The 15,109-nt window shown below is 65.0% G+C and carries 13 protein-coding genes and 1 tRNA gene; 5 read left to right on the forward strand and 9 right to left on the reverse strand.

Annotation, left to right across the window (positions count from 1 at the left end; genetic code table 11):
• The 7 genes from AUL35_RS06845 to AUL35_RS06875 all read right to left on the reverse strand — a co-directional run.
• A partial coding sequence (locus tag AUL35_RS06845; protein WP_156417877.1) for a hypothetical protein occupies nt 1-391 on the reverse strand: 391 nt, incomplete at its 3' end.
• Nucleotides 392-393: 2 nt separating this feature from the next.
• The gene (locus tag AUL35_RS06850; protein ID WP_156417878.1) at nt 394-1,095 is read right to left on the reverse strand and encodes a hypothetical protein; all 702 of its coding nucleotides are present in this window, start codon (nt 1,093-1,095) and stop codon (nt 394-396) included.
• A 76-nt stretch (nt 1,096-1,171) separates the two neighbouring features.
• The gene (locus AUL35_RS06855) at nt 1,172-3,133 is read right to left on the reverse strand and encodes a DUF3732 domain-containing protein (protein ID WP_062013375.1); all 1,962 of its coding nucleotides are present in this window, start codon (nt 3,131-3,133) and stop codon (nt 1,172-1,174) included.
• Nucleotides 3,130-3,615 carry a three component ABC system middle component gene (locus AUL35_RS06860; protein WP_062013377.1) on the reverse strand — a complete coding sequence of 162 codons (486 nt, stop codon included), beginning with the start codon at nt 3,613-3,615 and terminating at the stop codon, nt 3,130-3,132. The genes AUL35_RS06855 and AUL35_RS06860 overlap by 4 nt, the downstream gene beginning before the upstream one ends.
• Nucleotides 3,612-4,838: an ABC-three component system protein gene (locus tag AUL35_RS06865; protein WP_062013379.1), complete on the reverse strand. Its 1,227-nt coding sequence runs from the start codon at nt 4,836-4,838 to the stop codon at nt 3,612-3,614. The genes AUL35_RS06860 and AUL35_RS06865 overlap by 4 nt, the downstream gene beginning before the upstream one ends.
• A 268-nt stretch (nt 4,839-5,106) precedes the next feature.
• Nucleotides 5,107-6,474, reverse strand: a complete 1,368-nt coding sequence (locus tag AUL35_RS06870; RefSeq protein WP_062013381.1) for a hypothetical protein — start codon at nt 6,472-6,474, stop codon at nt 5,107-5,109.
• Between the two features lie 747 nt (nt 6,475-7,221).
• Nucleotides 7,222-8,964 (reverse strand): tyrosine-type recombinase/integrase, encoded by a 1,743-nt coding sequence (locus AUL35_RS06875; RefSeq protein WP_062013383.1) that lies wholly within the window; start codon nt 8,962-8,964, stop codon nt 7,222-7,224.
• Between the two features lie 107 nt (nt 8,965-9,071).
• Here AUL35_RS06875 and AUL35_RS22035 point away from each other — a divergent pair.
• A tRNA-Thr gene (locus AUL35_RS22035) sits at nt 9,072-9,175 on the forward strand.
• Nucleotides 9,176-9,764: 589 nt separating this feature from the next.
• Here the strand turns inward: AUL35_RS22035 and AUL35_RS06885 are convergent.
• Complete coding sequence (locus AUL35_RS06885; RefSeq protein ID WP_062013391.1) at nt 9,765-10,775, reverse strand: adenosine kinase; 1,011 nt, start codon at nt 10,773-10,775, stop codon at nt 9,765-9,767.
• A gap of 165 nt (nt 10,776-10,940) precedes the next feature.
• Here AUL35_RS06885 and AUL35_RS06890 point away from each other — a divergent pair, with 165 nt between their 5' ends.
• A complete protein-coding gene (locus AUL35_RS06890) occupies nt 10,941-11,741 on the forward strand; it encodes a sulfate transporter family protein (protein WP_062013393.1) in 801 nt (266 codons plus the stop codon).
• Here AUL35_RS06890 and nth read toward each other — a convergent pair.
• On the reverse strand, nt 11,674-12,447 hold the full coding sequence (gene nth / locus AUL35_RS06895; protein WP_062013436.1) for an endonuclease III: 774 nt from the start codon (nt 12,445-12,447) through the stop codon (nt 11,674-11,676). The two genes, AUL35_RS06890 and nth, sit on opposite strands and share 68 nt — an antisense overlap.
• A gap of 236 nt (nt 12,448-12,683) precedes the next feature.
• On the opposite strand from nth, the gene AUL35_RS06900 reads away from it, so the two are divergent.
• The 3 genes from AUL35_RS06900 to AUL35_RS06910 all read left to right on the forward strand — a co-directional run bounded on the left by AUL35_RS06900 (nt 12,684) and on the right by AUL35_RS06910 (nt 15,109).
• Nucleotides 12,684-13,160, forward strand: a complete 477-nt coding sequence (locus tag AUL35_RS06900) for a DUF2244 domain-containing protein (protein WP_062013438.1) — start codon at nt 12,684-12,686, stop codon at nt 13,158-13,160.
• A gap of 60 nt (nt 13,161-13,220) precedes the next feature.
• Complete coding sequence (locus AUL35_RS06905) at nt 13,221-14,111, forward strand: EamA family transporter (RefSeq protein WP_062013395.1); 891 nt, start codon at nt 13,221-13,223, stop codon at nt 14,109-14,111.
• Nucleotides 14,112-14,185: 74 nt separating this feature from the next.
• Nucleotides 14,186-15,109: a bifunctional helix-turn-helix domain-containing protein/methylated-DNA--[protein]-cysteine S-methyltransferase gene (locus tag AUL35_RS06910; protein WP_062013397.1), complete on the forward strand. Its 924-nt coding sequence runs from the start codon at nt 14,186-14,188 to the stop codon at nt 15,107-15,109.

The following is a 15,109-nucleotide window of genomic DNA, read 5'->3' on the forward strand; positions in this document are numbered from 1 at the left end:
CCCTAACATTGGTATGCTGGCCGATCGCGTCTTCGAAGAAGGCGAACTCTTTGTTTCGGTAGCCGGTCAAATCGCCATTTCGTACCGCCTTCCCAAGGTCCCCAAACGTTCCAAAGCCCACGGGCACGTCTTGTGCCATAGCGATAGCATCACCGGTCCAGATCGAGCTCGAGGGCACGTTGATGATAAAATTCGGCTTCGTTGCCATCGCTAGGACAGGAGCAACGTCCGCCGCTTCCACCATCGGTTTGGCACCGATTACGGCCACGGTGCCGGTATTGCCCTTACCATCATCGATTTTCAGGAAATCCTCTGCCGTCCGCCCGACTACTTTGTAGCCCGATTGATCATCGACGTGGGCCTCGACCCAATCTGTAACAGTGCTGGCCACGTTCATTTCTCCAAAATAGTCTGCATGCCCGCCGGGAAGCGGCTTGCATCTTCATTTGCGCCGCCGATGTGGACAGCCTCGAGGTCGTCGATGTGCTGGCGGAACGCCTCGACGGTTTTGAGTTCCTCTCCGGAGAGCAGGTGCTGGTTCGCGTCGAGCTGGGCCAGCACGCGGTTGTTGTTGGGCAGGATCCCGGTGAGCATCTTGCGGCGCCACGTTTGGGCAGCTCCGCTCTCCGGATTGCGCGCAGCCTCAATGTGAGGACCATACTGACTGAAGATCGCATGGTTCTTGGCCAGCAGCGGAGCGATCGCTTCGCGGGCAGCGACACGATCGGGGAACTTCGTGACACCAAACACCGCCGCTAACTTCCTGGCGTGCTCGCGTTTCCATTCGAGGATGCGGGTGTCGGGAAAGGCATCCGGCGCCTTGTCGATCATGGTGTGGCAGATCGCGCAAAGCAGGATTAGGTTCTCGAAGGCTCCCCTTTCCTCCTTAGTCAGATCCGGCTTGGCGCGGGGCCCCTCGTCATTTGCTGCGAACACATGGGCCATTTCGGCAACGTTTACGGCTTGGCCGTCCGCGTCGATAAACAGCTCCCGCACGCAGTCCGGATTCTGACAGTAGCCGCCTGATGCGGCGAACAGCCGCCGCTGAGTATTGGTGTCCGGTGAGGCCGCGCCACGAGCACAAGCCAAGTCCAATCTCCAAAATCGTTAATTTGTCTGTCGATATAGGAAAACACACCGACGTGGGAACGGAGCGTTGAGGTTGGTCCGATCAGTCGCCGCGCACTGGCCAGTCGAGCGGGATGAGCGCCTTCTTGGAGGCTCTGGTCCAGCGTTCGCGGGTCGCTGCGACATAGCGCGGATCGTCGGCGAAATAGGCGTGTTCGATTAATAGCACCTGAAGGCCCTTGCGGCGTGCGGTTTCCTTGAACAGGAAATCGATATGCCGGCGCATTGCCTGAATGTCCTCGTCTTCCTCACCACCCTCGATCTCCTGCTCATCGGCGTCCTCGCCGCGGGTCGGGAAATAGGGTCGGCTGACCTGATCGAGGACAAGGAGACCAGGCACCGGCGCCTCGATCCGTTCGAAATAGCGCTGGAGTGCGAACGACAAAGCGACGTGGATGGCAAGATAGTTTTGGTCAGAGCCGACGTCGGGCATGCGCAGGATTGCGCCACCGTCGGCTTCGATAACACTGATCTCGGGCTTGCGCGACGAGAAGTCGAGCTCCGACCCGACGCACGGATCGACCGTTGGCAGCACCTTGAACACGTCTGAGGCAAACTCCGAGATCTTCGCTTCGGCGCGCCGCAGCTTGATCTCCTTGGCTTCGCGATCCACCCGGCCCTCGAGCTCGGCGATCTGGGTCCGCAGCACCGACAGGTCGCGGGTCGGTTGGCGCGGTTCGTCTTGGCTTGCCTCGAGGAAGAGCGATATCCGTCCGATAGTGTGCGCCCGGAACTGGCCGAGATCAGCGAGGCGACGCGTCTCCTCGGTCTGGTTGAGCCAGCTGCGGATTTGCCCGTCGACTTCCCGAAGATCACGATTGAGGCGACCAATTTCCTCAGTGAGCCCACGATCATATTCAACCAGCTTCGGGCGGACCCGATCGACCGCAGCGCTCTCGTCGCGCACCTTAGTGAGCGTTGCCTGGAGCGCACGGGCGGCGTCGCGGCCGGTCTCGGAAGGGGCTTCGCAGACCGGGCATACACCGCCGACATCCGACAGATGCAGATGTTCGCCCAGCATCAGCTTCTCGCGCTGCCGGGTGACCGCGGTCTGGAAGCCTGCGGCCTCATGGATGGCGCTGCGACTAGCAACCGCACGTCGCCGTGCAACGTCGAGCGCGTCGAGCAGGGTGCGCCGTTTCGTATGGAGGGCTCCGAGCTCGCTCTCATTGGGATAGGGATCGCCTCCAAGGTCGGCGCCGGTCGCCAGCTTCAGCAGCATGAGCAACGTGTCTTCTGAATCGTCGACAGTCGGTTCGGCCGAGATAAGCCCCGCGCGATGGGCTTCCGTAACTAGCGCAAACGCGCGGGTCTTGAGGACGGTTTCGGCGGCGACCCACGACTTTAGCCGGGCTTCTTCGCGATCGAGCCCGCGCTGCAGCTGGCGAAGCTGGCGCTCGTCCATCGCGGTCGCTTCGTCGGTCGCGCCGAGGAAGTAGGGCATGCTCGCGACGATATCGCGGGCCTTGTCAGCAATCTCGAGGCCGTGGAGGAGCACAGTCTCGCTGTAGATCACATCCTTGGTAACGAAGAGATAGGGCGTGACATGGCGGACGGTCGCGCGACCGCGCGCATTGCCCGCGGCGTCGGCTTCGCCGGGCAGGTCGCCGATCCCGAACGCGCGCTCGATGAAATTTTTAGCGGCGTCGACGGTGGTTGCCCCGTCGAACGCGGCAAGCGTGGCCGGCAGCCGAAGATTGCGGCCTGAAGTCGTGTACATTCGGGTACTCGTGTCCTGACCGACAGGCGGGATGACGCGCCCTATGATCATCTCGTCGTCACCGGCGATCCATTTGACGCCGACTGCAATGCTGCGCCGGCGGACATGGGCGGCAAGCTCACAGCGTTTCGAGCCGAGGCAATAGTCGATCGCTTTGATAAGGGTCGACTTGCCGGTGCCCGAGGCCCCGGTGATGATGTTCATCTCGTCGACCTCGAAGCGCACGTCACGGAGCTGTCCCGACACGCCTAGGAAGAAGATGTTGCTGATGTTCCAGCGCTTCATAATGTCAAACCCATCGCGTCGAAGACCGATCGGGTCGAACCGGCGGTCGCAAACCAAAATCCTAGGCGTTCGGCCCGTTTGATCCCGTACGCCGCGTCGTCGGACAGGGCGGCGATCGGACTCTTCTTGAGCTTTTGCGTCCCCGCCTGCAGCCGGGCGCCGTCTACCAGCGCCAGGGTTTGCGTGAAGCAGGCGAGGCGGACGGCGGCAGTGACGATCTCCATCGACCGGTTGACTCGGTCCGCGAGACCCAGCTGGATCTGTGGGCTGCGATCGAGCCATTCGAGCAGGCCGGTGTTCCTGTTAGTGCCGTCGAAACTCGCGGCGAGATCGCCTGAAATCGCGACCGGAAGCGCGAGATAGGCCACCGGCAGCTCAGGCCCAGCGCGGTTGGCTGCGATGAACCCCTGGACGAACATCGTCAGAGCATAGGTGCCATAAGCCGGATTGGTCTCGGAATATATGTCGTGGGCAACGATCATTCCGGGTCCTTCAGCAAATTGAGATAATCCGGATGCCAACCAACCGCACGGTTGATGGCTAGGACCTGATAGGTGCCGCGCACATAGTAAGGGGCGGCCCAACCTACGGCGATGGGCTGGACGCTCTTGTGAGCGCCTTCATGGCTCCACCGGAGGACCTTCAGCCCAGATAACCGCTTCGCCACCTCGTCGAGGTCGCAGCAGTCCTCGGCCATCTGTCGGTGCTCGTCCAACCAGGCTTCCTTAAGGATGTCGTCATATTCGCCGATCCGGCTCCTCATCGCCGGATTGTCGCTGACCCATCTGGCGCGCTGTTCGCGTGCACGCCATTCTTCGCGGATCGCGCGGTCGATGTCCGAGGACTTGCCGTCGACGAGCTCGATCTGGCGCGCGAGCATGCCGTCGGGCTGATAGTCACGTGGGTTGGCGACCGTCTCGAAGTCGGCCGACAATTTGCCCTGCTCGATGTCAGCGACGATCGTCATGATCTGGTGCTGCAGCTCGGGCCGCGAGACGGCGCGGTCGCGCAGCCCGCACAGCGACTGGACGATCTGGCGGTCCCACCACTGAACGAGTTGCTGCGCGACCATCGGTCGCTGGCCGGCGGGTAGGAGCCCGAGATGGTCGGCAATCATCGGCTCGATCTTGTCGATCGCCGCACTGCCAGGCACGATCCGGCAGCGCCGGATCAGATTGATCCGATCGGTGTCGCTGAGCGCGAGGAGGGCGGTGCATCCCGGGGCACGGTCGGCGTGCGGCAGCGCTTTGCTCAGCTTTTTGGCCGCTGCGCGGGCGTCCACGACGCGCTGCGCTTCGACCACGAGCGCGGCGACGAGGTCGTTCCGATCAGAACCGTCTGCCAGCAGCGCTGTCAGCGGGCTGTCCGCGGCGATGGCGCCGACGGCGATGAGGTGAAAGCTTGTGTCCGCCAGCGTCACGGACGGGAGGAGATCGACCCAGAGCTTCAACGTTTTCCACAACGCTCTCGACTTCAAAGTGATGTCGGGCGGCGTGGCGCTGATCGAATGCTTAAGCTGGTAGAGGAGCAGATGGCCGTCGGCCTTGATCTCGACGTCGTCGAGCCGCTCAACGGCGACTGCGGCGTCGTCGGCGGTCTGGTTAAGAAGCATCAGCAGAGCGAAGAAGGTCTGGTAATAGAAGCCGAGTGCTGAATCGGCCGCGGAATGCGCTAGGGTCGCCGGAGCATCGTCATCTGGAATCATCGCGCCATTATCCCCTGGAACTCAAGTAGAATATTGGACGACATTTCATGATGCGACCAGCTACGTTCACGAAAAATCGAGCTTTCACGGGTTACGGGCGGCCCTTCTCAAGTGCTCGACCGATAATCCTCATGAAGTCGGGTCAATATTATGCCGGATCGCAAGCAGAATAATTCGCTAAAAACACGTCGACTTAAACGGCAGCTGCAGTGAAGAAGCACGAAATGCGCACCCGCCCTCTCATCGACGACCCAGTTGCTCAGCGTGCTTACCGCATGTTCTTGTCCAGGAGGTCCGTGGTTTCCTGGTGTCCGAACAGCCTTTTCGGCGTGTTATACGTGAACCGCAAATGAAAGGCTGAAGACAATCCCGCGGGTCGAAGGCGGACCCAGGGATCGGCGAGCTCTTCGGTGGAGAAGGACTGGTCGATTTCACTTTTGAAGGCAGATCGGTCGATCTTGAAGTCCTCCGGACCAATGTGCGCGAGCTTGTAGCCGTTCGCTAGCACCTCAATCGTGTCAATCTTTTCGGCAAGCGACAGGTTCATCAGGGGCAGGAGCGAACAATCGTCGAGGTCGCGCAGCTGAATGCGCGGCCGAAACCGGATCAGCGCGTCGTCGTGGGTATAGTGGACGGTGATTGCCGGAACAGGATCCAACCCGATCGAGCTTCCGCCGCCGACAAGATTAAGGTGATCGTCGTCGGTTTCGTATGAGCTTGTGCTGTCCAGAGCGTTCGTCGTGTCCTCTGTAGCCTCCGGGTCGCCATCATCATCCTCGCCATGTTGAGGAAGTCGCACATGCTTCTCCCACTGGCCCGTGGCGATGCCGGCGGCGATCCCGGGAACGTCCCGTTTCAGTGGAATTTCATCGCGGAAACGGTCGGGCTTGTCGGTCGAGCCGAACCAGATACCCAGGATGTCGTGAGTGATCGCGCGCAAATACAGGCTGACAAACGCTCTGAAGTGCCCGATGTCTGTGGCTGCATAGCTCTCCTTGAGCCGGAAGCGCACGTAGATGCCGCTGAGCACGTCAGTCGCCTCCTGCAGGAACAGGATGCGATTGAGCGTGCGTTCGATCCGCTGGAAGCCGGTCGAGACGACCTCCTGGATTCGGTCGCCGTAGCGGGCCAGGAAGCTCGCCTGCTCGGCTTCGGAGAGAGGGATGCTGAGATGCTGGAAGCGGATGAAGAAACCGGCGGGCGAGTCGAGTTCGATCCGCAGCCGCTCCCGGTCGAGGATGTCGCAGTGCTGGATCCCGCCCTTGCGCGCCTCCTCCTTCATTTCGGACTGCTCGCCCATCGTGAGATGAACATTCGTCAGAAAGGCGAACACCTTGAGATCGGACTTGGCCTTCAGTGCCGATTCCAGATCGCTGGTGAACTTCGCGCGGATGCGCTTCTTCTGCTCGTCGGAATCGTTCGCCCCGTTGTGGAACCCGACCGCGCCGTAGGCGGCGCGACTGCTATCGTAGACCGCCTCGATGTCGCGCCCGCCATCCGGGCCGCCGGAGGGATGCCTCGGCCGCACATCCGTATAGTGTTGGTCGAGCGCAAGCACCGCCCGGCACATCTGCTCGCGGTCGCGCTGATTGGCATCGAGCCAGCTTCTGAGTCGGATGTCGGTTTCCGTCGCCATGGCACCACGCTAGCTGCCATCTAACCTGGGGTCGAGAGCAGCCTGACCGACCGTAAGCCAGCGCGCGCGCTTCTCAGTCGTTCGGCCTGTTCCAGCGTGCGACGTCTACCGAAAGGACAATCCAGATTGATAGATGTCCGGTTCCAGGAAGCGCCTACGGCGGGCGAGTGACTGCTTCTGTATTTTTGTGGTTTCAGCAGCCAGCTGAACGAAGGTCCGCCTACCCCGCGGGCGTTCCTGATACCCGACAGGCAGAACGCGGCCAAGTCTTCGCCTTTCCTTCGGATTTGTCAGTCGCACGTTCACCGGTACCGTTTGAGTGTGCTTCTCGCCGACTAAGCGATTCGCGGTCTTCCGACCATGCGTACGACACGTAAAAAAGACCGAAGGCAAAAAGACTACCCAAAGTGGACCGAGCCATGGTCGCTCTCGAGCATGGCCCCAAGTCACCTTAATGGTTGAGCGAAATCGTGCATGGCTGACTCGATGTCCGCTTCCGGGAGGTCGAAAGTCCAAGGCGAACGACCGGCATGGGCGCAAAGCTGCCAGTCCCCACGAGCCCACGAGCCCACGAGCCCACGAGCCCACGAGCCCACGAGCCCACGAGCCCACTTTCGGTCGAGTTAGAAACCCTGAAAACATACGATGGGTTGAAAATTCTCGTATTGATTAAACTACGATGCGTCTGAACCGTCTGTAGAACAGTCGCTATGGGAGTCCTTATGTTGGCTTTCGTCGTTCAGATGATTACTCTGCGGCTTTAAGCTTTGGCAGGGGTAGCCCCTGCTCCCGAGCTGCCCATGCCTGCCGGACGATCTTCCAACGTCGCTTCGCGTTGGCGACGATACCGGCGAGGTCTGCGCGCTCGGAGATGTCATGACCGGCGAGAATGCGGTGCGCGATCAGGTGCTCCATGTCGTCCAGGCCCAACCTCTTGAGTGCGACCGCGTCATCCACATGGCCCGTCCGGTGATCCTCTAGGGTCTGTCGGATGATCGCCTGGTCCTCGTCCGCGGCCTGACGCTCGGCGTCCATCCTAGCACCGATCTTGTCCATCGCTTCCTTGTGTCGCCGGCGTTCCGACTTCTTAGGTGTCTTCTGTCGGCTCTTTATAGCCTCCCGGATCCTCGCCTTGGTCGCCTCTACGTCGAGTTCCTGAAGAGCAGCTTCGACGTACGGCTCCATCCTCGGTTCCCAGTGGCTGATGATCCCGATCTTGAGACCCAGCCGTTTGTCTGCGCCGTAGTGCACCGCGGTCGTCGAAGTCCGGCCTTCGACGTGATCGAGGATCACCGCTGCCATCTCCTCACCTCCTTTAGGATCGGGGTGGGGCTTCCGCTTCTCGATGTCCTGGCACATCGCCTCGAACTCGATTCTGATGCGATGGGGCGAGAAACCGGCGGCGTCCGACATGGCGTGCGTGAGCGTGCTCTTGCTCATGTGCTTCAGACCGGCTCCGCGCTTGCTCTCCCGGATCTGCGGGAACACCCATTCTGAACCCTCCTCCCTCGCCGATCGGACGGCCTCAGCGAATAGATCCAGAGCACGCCCGACAAGCGGGACAGCATGTTCCATGTTCCCCTTGATAGAGGATTCAGGGATCGTCCAGTTGGGCGGCTCGACGTCGCTATGCAGGGCGACGTCCTCGACGCGAGCACTGCAGATCGTCTCTCGCCTTTGTGCGGTCAGGATGCATGCCTCGATTGCCATTGCGATGGTTGGATGTACAATGCCGGGAGTACGGCAGATCGCCACCATGTTGCCGACCTTCTGCAGACCCGGCCGTTTGATATGCGCACCGACCTTCCTGTCCCTTGGCCGAGGCGGCGTCCACAGGTCGAGCATCACGCGACTGGTCACCCCTGACTCATTCGGTCGCCACCGGTACATCCACGTCCAGAAGGGCTTCAGGACCCGCACAAGGTGTTCGGCCATCGTGGAATGGTCCTTGGCCTTCTCCTGGATGACAGTCTGCGCGTATCTCGCATCGATTTCCGCGACGGCCCTGCCGTAAAAGTGCTTCCGGCAGGCAGGGTTGGCCAACGTCTCACGATAGTTCGTGACCGTGCCCGGCTTCTTCGTTTTCTCGAGATCCTTCAGGTATTCGGCGACAGCCTCTTCGAAGAGCCAGGTCTTCGGGCGGACCCGCTTCATGGATTTGTCCGGCCGTGGGTCGTGCTGCAGCCCGAGTTCGATTCTCTGCGTCTCGAGCCACCGACCGTCGATGCCGTACCCTGCCTCGAAGTGAGAGACGGCCGCCCTCGCGACCCGCCGAGCGTTCTCGACGTTGAGCGTCTCCGCATTGCCGATCGTCTCGTCGAGCTTCCGGGCACCAACCGTCTTCCGGACCTTCCAGGTCGCGGACGTCTTGTTCACGCGCAGCGTCAGTTCCGGGACCTGAGTGTCACCGTGCTCCGCCCGCTTCTCGAGGGTGGGATCCCCTCGCACCACCTTCTTCAGGAACGTCTCAGTGAGCGCCTTTTTGGCCATTTCGAATCCGCACGCGGGGGCAAATGGGGGCAAATCGTCTTCGTTCCTGAGAATAGGGCGACTTTGACACTGATGCCGCCGCAAACTACGGTTTCGTAGACCTTTCAGCCTCTTAGGTTAATCCCCGGTACGGATTCGATTTCGGATTCGAAGGTGTGCCACATCATTCGTAATGATGGGGTCAGGTGTTCGAGTCACCTAAGCGGCACCACTTTTCTCGTGATTGCAGCTTTTAGCCTTTTGCCCTCGTAGTCGGATCCGTTCGGACGCTGGTTTTCTGTTTGGGGACACAGCACTCCTAGGTGGGAGCTCACGCAAGCCATTGAGTTACGGTCGCGACCGGGGCGATGGCGGCGAGATGGCCGAGCGGGCGTTCGATGACGTTGCGGCGGCGCTAGGCCCTCGAATCCAGCGGGCAGACCCCATTGCGGGCGGCCCGTCCTGGAATGACCGGCTCGAGGGGGCGTTCGACAAGCCAGGTCCGTAGCCCGTCGGCCTCGCAGGCTTTGTCGGCGATGAGGCGCCGCGTTGGCCTCATCGCCTCCGGAATCGGCAGGGCCATGGCGATGTCGGCGATGTTGCCCGGCGTCGGGGCGATGGCGACGATCCGGCCCCACGCATCGGCCAGACAACGGATTCCCGTTGTTCGGCCGCCGCGCGAGGCGCCGACCGCCGAGCCGAACGCCCCCCCCCCTTTCCCCCGATACCGATAGCAAAGGAGCGGGTGGGCATCGCATGGCATCCATGAACCGACATATCCGCATGGAAGACGGCTTTCTCGAGCCTGGGCGGACAGCAGCCTATGCCTCCTCCCACACGGCGCGCGCGGCCGGCAGGTCGCGCAGCGGAACCTGCGGGCGGGGCCCGATCTGGCCGATGATGTGGCCCGCCGCGACCGCGCCGAGGCGGGCCGAACGGGCGTGGTCGAGACCGGCCGTGTAGCCCCGCAGGAAGCCCGCCGCGAAGAGGTCGCCCGCCCCGGTCGTGTCGACCACCGGATCGACCCGGGTGGCGGGGTGACGGGTGGCCCGCCCGCCCTCGACGACGGTGCAGCCCTCGGGCCCGCGCGTGACGATCGCGATGCGCCGCGTATCCTCGCCCATGCGCCGCACGGCCTCGTCGAGGTCGCCGGTCTCGTAGAGCGCCAGCGCCTCGGCCTCGTTGGAGAACACGATGTCGACGGTTCCCGAGCGCATGAGGTCGAGGAATTCCGGCCGGTAGCGGTGGACGCAGAAGGCGTCGGACAGGGTCATCGCGACCTCGCGTCCGTGCGCGTGGGCAAAGCCCGCCGCGCGCAGGATCGCGTCCTTGGCGCGCGGCGGGTCCCAGAGGTAGCCCTCGAAATAGGTGACGCGGGCCCCCGCCACGGTTTCCTCGTCGATGTCCGCGGGGCCGAGCTCGGTGCAGGCGCCCAGATGCGTGTTCATGGAACGCTCGCCGTCCGGCGTGACGAGGATCATGGAGCGGGCGGTAGGCGGGCCGCCGGTCTCGAGCGGCGCCGTGCCGTAGCGCACGCCCAGCGCGCGGATGTCGTGCGCGAAGATCGCCCCCAGTTGGTCCTCGGCGACCTTGCCGATATAGGCGCCCGTGCCGCCCAGCGAGACCAGCCCCGCCACCGTGTTGCCGGCCGAGCCGCCCGACATCTCAATCGCGGGTCCCATGGCCCCGTAGATCGCGGCGGCCCGCTCCGCGTCCACCAGCGTCATCGCCCCCTTCTCGATCGCGTGGTCGGCGAGAAAGCCGTCCTCGGTGCGCGCCAGGATGTCGACGATCGCATTGCCGATCGTCAGGAGGTCGAAGGTGGGGGTCAAGGGCGGGTTCCTGAGGACTGGAAGGGGACGGGCGCCGACGCTGGAAACGAGCCCTTCCGCTCTACAGGAGCGCGCCGCCGCATCAAACCCGAAACACGCCGGCTTGCCGCGCGGCCGCAAGCCTCCCACCTCCCGTTCCGGCAACCACGCGAGGCTTTGCGACCGATGATCCTGACGAGCGCCCTCCAGGCCCTTCGCGACCTGTTCCGGCCCGAGCTCCGCGGCGTCTTCTGGAAGGTGCTCGGCCTGACGGCGCTCGTCCTCGTCGCGCTCTGGTTCGGCGTGCGCTGGCTGTTCGCCAGCGAGGTCATCCCCTTCTTCGCAGGCTTCTCGCCCGACATGCCGGCCTGGATCGACAATGCGCAGGGCTTCGCGGCCTTCGCGGCGGGGCTCCTCCTCGCGCTGCTCCTCGCCTTCCTGATCGCCCCGGTCAGCGCGGTGATCGCGGGGCTCTTCCTCGACGACGCGGCCGAGGTCGTGGAGCGCGAGGCGGGCCTGCCGCCCGGCCGGGCGCTTCCCCTCGTTCGCGGCATCACGCTGTCGCTGCGCTTCTTCGGCATCGTGATCCTGGGAAATCTCCTTGCCTTCGCGCTCCTTCTCGTGCCGGTGGTCAATCTGGGTGCCTTCTTCGTGATCAACGGCTACCTGCTGGGGCGCGAGTATTTCGAGTTCGCGGCGCTGCGGTACCATTCCGAGGAGGCCGTCCGGACGATGCGCGCGCGCAACGGCGCGACGGTGTTCCTGGCGGGCCTTCTTCTCGCCGCCTTTCTGGCGGTGCCGGTCCTGAACCTCCTGACGCCGCTCTTCGCCGCCTCGCTGATGGTGCGCCTGCACGGCCGCATCGCCCGGCGCGACAATCTGCTCCTCGCGGCTGAGGCGTCCGGGCGCCTGCCTCCGGCTAGCAGCCCGGACGCTTCGCGCCCGGCGGCAGGGGCTGGGGGCCCGGCGGGGCGTCGGGAAGCGTGACGAGGGGCGCGGGCACCTCGCACCAGCGCTCGTCCGCGCGGCAAAGGTCGGCGATGATGCAGGATGGACAATCGGGCTTTCGCGCCTTGCACACGAAACGCCCGTGCAGGATGAGCCAGTGATGGGCGTGGCGCAGGAAGCCGTCCGGGATGATGCGGAGGAACCCCTCCTCCACCTGCTCCGGCGTCTTGCCCGGCGCGAGCTTCAGCCGGTTGCCCAGACGCAGGATATGCGTGTCGACCGCCAGCGTCTCGCGGCCGAAGGCGGTGTTGAGGATGACGCTCGCCGTCTTTCGCCCGACGCCCGGCAACGCCTCGAGGCTCGCGCGGTCCTCCGGCACCTCGCCGCCATGCTGGTCGCGCAGGATCTCCGACAGGCGCTGCACGTTGCGCGCCTTGGTTCGGAAGAAGCCGACGTTGCGGATGATCTCGCGGATCGTATCCTCGCCGAGCGCGGCCATGGCGGCGGGGTTGTCGGCCCTTCGGAAGAGCTCGCGCGTCGCGCGGTTCACGCCCATGTCCGTCATCTGGGCCGAGAGCACCACGGCGACGAGCAGCGTGAACGTGTTCACGTGCTCCAGCTCCGAGGTCGGGTGCGGACGCTGCATGGCGAAGCGCCGAAAGATCTCGGCCACCTCGTCCGCCGTGTAGGGAATGGACGGATGGGTGCGCCGCGCCCGGCCGCCGGTGGCCGTAGCCGCTTTCATGCCCGCCTTGCGGCCCGCCGGCGTCGTCTTGGCGGCCGGCGTCTTTCCGGAGGCGGCTGCGGTGCTACCCTTGGACGCGCGGCGCCTCGTGCCCTTGCGTTCGGGATCGGGGGGCGCTTGTGTCACGAAACCGCCTCCGGTCCAGGTCTGTTGGGTCGGCGGCTATGAAGCGAATCTTGGCAAGCGAGGCAAGGCCCGTGACCCCCGGCTTCCCCCCCTCCGACACGGCGGACGAGATGATCGCGGCCGACCGGCCGCTCTTCGAGGCGATGCTGACGCCCTACCGCTCGCTCGGGCGGCGCGGCTTCAACACGGTGATGCTGCTCGTCGGACTGGCCAGCCTCGTGTCCGGCATCGTCTTCGTGTCGAACGGCGCCTGGCCGATCATGGGCTTCTTCGGGCTCGACGTCTTCCTCCTGTGGCTGGCCTTCCGGGCGAGCTACCGCTCGGCGCGGGCGCGAGAAGAGGTGCGCGTCTCGCGCACCGAGCTCGCCATCCGCAAGATCTCGCCCGGCGGGCAGATCCGCGAGGCGCGCTACAACCCGTTCTGGACGCGCTTCCATGTCGACCGGCACGAGGAGATCGGCGTCACCCGCATGGCCGTCACCGGCCGGGGCCGCACCACCGAGATCGGCGCCTTCCTGAACCCGGTCGACCGGGAAAGCTTCGCGGAAGCCTTCGGGCAGGCCTTGGCCGAGGCCAAGCGCGGCTGAGGCCGGAGGGGGCGTCGCTCGCCCTCGCCTTCCCGGTCCCGATCTGCCAGAAGCGGGGCCATGACCGCGCGCGCCAGCCTGCCCCTCGCCCACATCCTTCTCGCGCTTCTGGTGGTGGGCATCTGGGGCACCAACTTCGTGGTGATCCGCGTCGGCCTCGATCACTGGCCGCCCTTCCTGTTCGGCGCGCTGCGCTTCACGCTGGCGGCCCTGCCGCTCGCCTTCCTCGTGCCGCGCCCGCGCGTTCCCTGGCGCGTGCTGGCGGCCTACGGCCTGCTGATCGGCTCGGGCCAGTTCGCGCTCCTGCTGTTCGCCATGCAGGGCCACATCTCGCCCGGCCTCGCCTCGCTCGTGCTCCAGTGCCAGGTCTTCTTCACGATCGGGCTGGCGCTCGCCATCTCGGGCGAGCGGGTGCGCCTCTACCAGATCGGCGCGCTGCTCCTGGCGGCCTCCGGCATCGCGGTGATCGCGCGACACACCGACGGCGCGACGACGCCGCTCGGCCTGTTTCTCTGCGTGCTCGGTGCCTTTTGCTGGGCCTGCGGCAACATCGTCGCCAAGCAGGCGCGGATCGCGAACCTCCTGTACTTCGTGGTCTGGTCGAGCCTCTTCTCCGCCCCGCCCCTCTTCGCGCTCGCCCTCCTGTTCGAAGGCCCGCGGATCGTCGGCTCGAGCATCGCGACGGCCGGTCTGGGCGACTGGGGCGCGCTGCTCTGGCAGACGGTCGGCAACACGCTCTTCGGCTACTCGGCCTGGGGCTGGCTCCTGTCGCGCCATCCCGCCGCGCTCGTCACGCCCATGGCGCTGCTCGTGCCGGTCTTCGGCATGGGCGCCTCGACGCTGCTCCTGGGCGAGCCGCTGCAGTCCTGGAAGCTCGCCGCCGCCGCGCTCGTCATGGGCGGCCTCGTGATCGGCCTTCTCCTGCCGCGCTTCGTGCCGGCGCGGGCCTGAGGGAAAACGGGTGGCGGCACGCACGGCCGCGCGAGCATAGTCATAGGACACCGTTCGCAACGAGGGCTCCGCCCATGACGCTCCAGTTTCCCGACCCGGCCGCCGGCACGCCGCTGGAGGCGCTCGCCCCGCAGGACGACTACGAGATCGTCCGCCGTACGCTGGAATTCACCTCCGAGCGCTATCGCCGCCAGCCGACGCTCGCCGAGACCGCGAGCGCGTTGCGGGTCGACGAGGCGCATCTCGAGGCCGTGTTCCGCCGCTGGGCCGGCCTCAGCCCCAAGGCCTTCCTCCAGGCGGTGACGATCGACCACGCGCGGCGCCTGCTCGGCCAGGGCCTTCCGCTCCTCGACGCCGCGCACGAGGTGGGCCTCAGCGGTCCCTCGCGGCTTCACGACCTCTTCGTGCGATTCGAGGCCATGAGCCCGGGCGCGCACAAGGAGCGCGGCGCGGGGCTCGAGATCGTCTACGGCTTCGCCGACGGCCCCTTCGGGCGCACACTCCTTCTGTGGACCGAGCGGGGCCTGGCGGGCATCGGCTTCTCGGACCACGAGCACGGCGGCGACGAGAGCGCTCTCCGCGACATGCTCGGCCGCTGGCCCGCCGCCCGCAGCCACCGCGACGACGCGGAGGCGAAGCTCTGGATCGCTCGGGTCTTCGAACCCGCCGCCTGGCGCGCCGAGGCGCCCCTGCGCATCGTCCTGATCGGCACGGACTTCGAGGTCCGCGTCTGGGAACGGCTGCTTGCCGTGCCGTTGGGGGAGGCCACCACCTACGGGCGTCTGGCCGCCGAGATCGGCAGCCCGAAGGCCGCCCGGGCGGTCGGCGCGGCGGTCGGGCGCAACCCGATCTCCTTCGTGGTGCCCTGCCACCGGGCCATGGGCTCGACCGGCGCTTTGACCGGCTACCACTGGGGCCTGACGCGCAAGCGCGCGATGCTCGGCTGGGAGTTCGCCCTCAAGCGGCCGGCGGCGGTGGAGGCGCCGGCCCGGCCATGA

Source organism: Aureimonas sp. AU4, from assembly GCF_001463765.1.
Taxonomy (GTDB): Bacteria; Pseudomonadota; Alphaproteobacteria; order Rhizobiales; family Rhizobiaceae; genus Aureimonas.